The organism is Actinomadura sp. (assembly GCF_044508335.1).
GTDB lineage: Bacteria > Actinomycetota > Actinomycetes > Streptosporangiales > Streptosporangiaceae > Spirillospora.
The window spans coordinates 1-3,207 of record NZ_JBIQHY010000223.1; the positions used below are offsets into that span (position 1 = coordinate 1).

The following is a 3,207-nucleotide window of genomic DNA, read 5'->3' on the forward strand; positions in this document are numbered from 1 at the left end:
CTAGATCGGCGGCGGGTCGAAGTCGGCGTCCAGCCGGCGTCCCTCCAGGAAGACCTGTGCGTCCGGGTGGTCGAGGGTGAGGGTGCGGCGGTAGCCCTCCTTGGTGGCGGAGAACAGCTCTTCGGCTTCGTCGTCCCTTCCGAGGTCGCGCAGGCTCGCGACATTGTTCGCGGCGGCCGTCAGGGTCATCGGGTGCTCTTCGCCCAGGAGTTCGCGGAGCCGCCGATGGCTGCCCGAGCCGAGCCGGTACGCCGCTTCCGTCTCCCCGATGGCGGCCAGGTCGCTGGTCAGGTTCACGGCGACCGTGAGGGAGTAGTGGTGGTCGCGCCCCAGCTTCTGCTCCAGGGCCGCGAGCGCCTCCTCGTTGATCTTTCTTGCGACCCCGGCGTCGCCGGTGACCCGCCGTAGGACGGCCAGATTCCCCGCGCAGGCGTGATTGTAGGGATGCCCGGTCGAGTAAATGCGCGGATAGCGGCGGACGGTGTCTTCCGCGAGCACCAGTGCCTCTTGGAACTGGCCCATCGTCCGCCGGATGTTCGCCAGGCAGATCGCTGCCGCCAGCGTGTCGGGATGGTCCAGCCCGAAGATTCTCACGTAGCGCTGATGGACTTCTTCGGCGAGTTCGAGGGCGCGGTTGTAGTCGCCGGCCCTTCGCCAGGCGATGGATAGATCCTTGCCGGCCCGCAATGTCCATGCGTGGTCGGGACCCAATCGCTCGATGCCGTAGGCGTAGGCGTCCTCGCCGATGTCGCAGGCTTCGGCATAGTCCCCACCGAGCCGTACCGCTCTCGCCATCCCGGTGTAGATGTTCAGGTATGACGCCGGGTCAGCGGATGGATCGCTCTCTGCGCGCACTCCGCGGATCACTGTTTCGAGGAGTGTCCGGGCGTTCAGGTAGTCGCTCCGGAGACCGTAGTCGAGTGCCAGGCTGTTGACGGCGCGCCAGGTGTTCCAGTCCTGTTCTCCGAACTTCGACTCGAAGCGGCGCAGCGCCTCTTCGTCCATCTCGTGGGCCTGCAGGAAGTCACCGCTCGCTCTGAGGTCCGCGGCTCGTCCGCGTAGAGCACGCAGCGTCGTGTCGTGGTCGGGGCCGAGTGCCTTCTCCGCGGCGCTGAGCGTTTCGACGTTGTGCTCGGCCGCCTCATCGTACTGGCCGAGCTCGCGCAGAAGGTTGCCCAATTGCACTCGCAGGCTCAGGACGTCCTCGTGGTCACTGCCGGAAGTGGCGCTCCACTCTTCGATGAACGACTCAACGAAGCTCTGGGCCGAAACATAGTCGGCCGACGCGTACAGATAACGAACCATGTTGAGCGCGAGTGCGCGGACCTCCGGGGCTTGGCATTGCGCCACTCCAGCTGGCCCGAAATGCCCGAGAGCGTTCAGGTAGGTGTCCCAATTCTTCGCATCGGCCGGCTCGGACGGGGTATAGCCGGCCAGGAGCAGATGGACCCCGTGGCGGAGCCGCTCCTGTTCCGCTTCCGGCAGCTCGTCGCGGACGAGAGCCTGGATCAGGCGGTGTACCTGCAACGTCCGAGCGGGGATGTCCAGCCTGGCAAGTGCGAAGCGTCCGAGTTCACCGATGGCACGGCCCAGCCTGATCGGGTCCGCGATGAGTGCGGAGAGCTGCGGGCTCAGACCGGGGACGACCTTGCTGAAAGCGTCTCGTGGAATCGGTTCCGGGCCGAAGAACGCGCAGTAGCGCAGCAGGTCCAGCGCTTCGGGGAGCTTCTCCTCCAGGCTGGCGACCGACAGCGCCCAGGCGGCCGTCATCGATGCGGGGTACTCGCTCGGCTTTCCCTGGGAGAGCAACTGACTCGTACGCTCCGTCAGGAGCCGCAGGTACTCCGATACCGAGATGCCGGTCTCGGTGTGGAGCGCACCCGCCTGTTCCAGGGCGAGCGGAAGGTCGCCGAGTTCCTCGGCGAGCCGGTCCGCGTCCTCCGGGGAGATGCCCCTCGGTACTCGTCTGATGAGGAATTCCACGCTCTCCTTGCGGGTGAAGACGTCGATCGGAAGGGCATCGACGACGCCCGCCCAGCGGTGGTTGCGCGACGTGATCAGAACGTGCCCGGGCCCTTGGGGGAGGATGTCCGTCAGTTGCTCCGGCTCGTCCGCGTTGTCGAAGATCAACAGCCAGTTGGTGTAGGGCTCTCCCCGGCGCAGCGCCTCGAGCACCGCGTTGGCGGCGTCCTCGACACCGCTCACCGAGGCGGACGGCAGCCCGAGGTGCGGCGCCAGACTGGCGAGGGACGACCGCACGAGGACGGCCTGGTCGGCCGGGATCCACCAGACGAGGTCGTAGTCGGATTGGTACCGGTGGGCGTACTCCACCGCCATCTGCGTCTTTCCCACGCCGCCGAGGCCGTGCAAGGCGTGCGGCAGCACCGCCGTGACCCGGCCACCGAGGCCGTCGTGCAGTCGTGCGAGCAGATCCGTGCGGCCGGTGAAGTTCTTGTTCCGGGGAGGGACCTTCCCCCAGACCTGAGGAATCTTGGGCGATGGGTCCGTCTGTGAACTGTGCACTCGATCCCCCTGCGCCATGCCGATGCCCGCCGGGGCACAGTGCATTACGACGTGGTCAAGGAATTCTTTTCAACGAAGATAGTGTAATGAAGCTGATCGTTCCATACTGTGTCATGTGACACGCTGATCGGATACGTGTTTTCGGATCTCCGTTATCATTGTTTTTTGTTGTCCGCATAGCGTTTGCGCACCATTTCGGGCCCCTGGCGTCCGCAGCGAATTCCTGAGATCATGTCAGTGGTCGGCCCCGCCGTTGTGGCCGAGGACGTCATGTCGACGCATTCCGCATCGCCGGCGCAGAGGAGACGTTGATGCCGCAGACCACCAGTGATGCCACTCGTCCCTTCAAGCTCCCGAGGGAACGACTGGCCGCCGCGTCCAGTTCACGCCGCGATCCGCGCCTTGACTGGGTGAACGACGAACTCGACGGGCCGAATGCGTCCGCTGGATTCGACAACAGGTTCCACCGCCACATGGGCCGGCGTCCGGCAGGGATTCGCGCGGCTGATCGGCTCCGGGTGATGACCACCGCTCCGATGTGATCGGTTCGGCGGCCGTTTGGGATCGGCGCCACTGGGAAGCCACGATGGGTTAGTCTCTTGGGACTTGGGCCTCGTGACCCGATGCCGTAGAAGATCTCCAGCGGATACCCGCTCATGGGGGCGGAAAGATGACCGCGCTAGC

The 3,207-nt window shown here is 65.6% G+C and carries 2 protein-coding genes; one reads left to right on the forward strand and one right to left on the reverse strand.

Translation table 11 applies throughout. From position 1 onward, the window contains the following. A complete protein-coding gene (fxsT, locus tag ACIWVC_RS34360) occupies positions 1-2,523 on the reverse strand; it encodes an FxSxx-COOH system tetratricopeptide repeat protein (RefSeq protein ID WP_396455177.1) in 2,523 nt (840 codons plus the stop codon). A gap of 311 nt (positions 2,524-2,834) precedes the next feature. On the opposite strand from fxsT, the gene ACIWVC_RS34365 reads away from it, so the two are divergent. After that, positions 2,835-3,065 (forward strand): hypothetical protein, encoded by a 231-nt coding sequence (locus ACIWVC_RS34365; protein WP_396455179.1) that lies wholly within the window; start codon positions 2,835-2,837, stop codon positions 3,063-3,065. Positions 3,066-3,207: the final 142 nt, after the last annotated feature.

Excerpts from the sequence above, each read along its gene's own strand:
- ACIWVC_RS34365 (WP_396455179.1), top strand. The coding sequence starts at position 2,835 with ATGCCGCAGACCACCAGTGATGCCACTCGTCCCTTCAAGCTCCCGAGG.